We start from the raw sequence: 558 nt of genomic DNA, 5'->3' as shown, positions 1-558 counted from the left end.
TGGCTCAAGACAACTTAAGCGGTTGATTTCTTATCTTTTTTAGTAAGATTTTATACAAATCTTGCTGTCTAATTTGAGTATTATATCTAAATTCTGTCTCTTTTAAGTGAAGCAAGAAATTTTCTTTTTTGATTCCTTTAAAATTGCTTAATCTATGTCTTGCATAACACTTTCTGCTTGCGGTTACAAGCAAAGCGAAGCAAAAAAACAGAAGTTTTTTTGCCAGCTCCTCGCCCTCTTTTGCCTCTCACTCTTTTAGCACCCAAAATCTATAATCAAAAGGTTGCTTTCATCAACTTCGATTTCACCATTTAATTTAGAGATTTTTTCACATTCTTTTGCGATTAAAATGCGGATTTGATTGATGATTTTATTGACACTTTGGCGAGAAATGTTGCTTAATTTTGCAATTTTAGAAGCTTCAATATCAAGATAAAAAAGTTTAAGAATCTCTCTTGTTTTTGCCTCTGAAATTCTTGAACGAATAATATACTTGTTTTTCATCGCGTGCATAATAACTTAAGACTCCTTTATGTAAGATTAAGTTGGGTTGAGCCT

The 558-nt window shown here is 31.7% G+C and carries 1 pseudogene; it reads right to left on the bottom strand.

The window, feature by feature from the left end:
• Positions 1-4: 4 nt before the first annotated feature.
• Positions 5-513: pseudogene (locus tag ACWIX0_RS14095) on the bottom strand (hypothetical protein).
• Positions 514-558 lie beyond the last annotated feature (45 nt).

Source organism: Helicobacter sp. T3_23-1059 (genome assembly GCF_053654515.1).
This window is presented reverse-complemented; position numbering and strand designations above follow the sequence as displayed.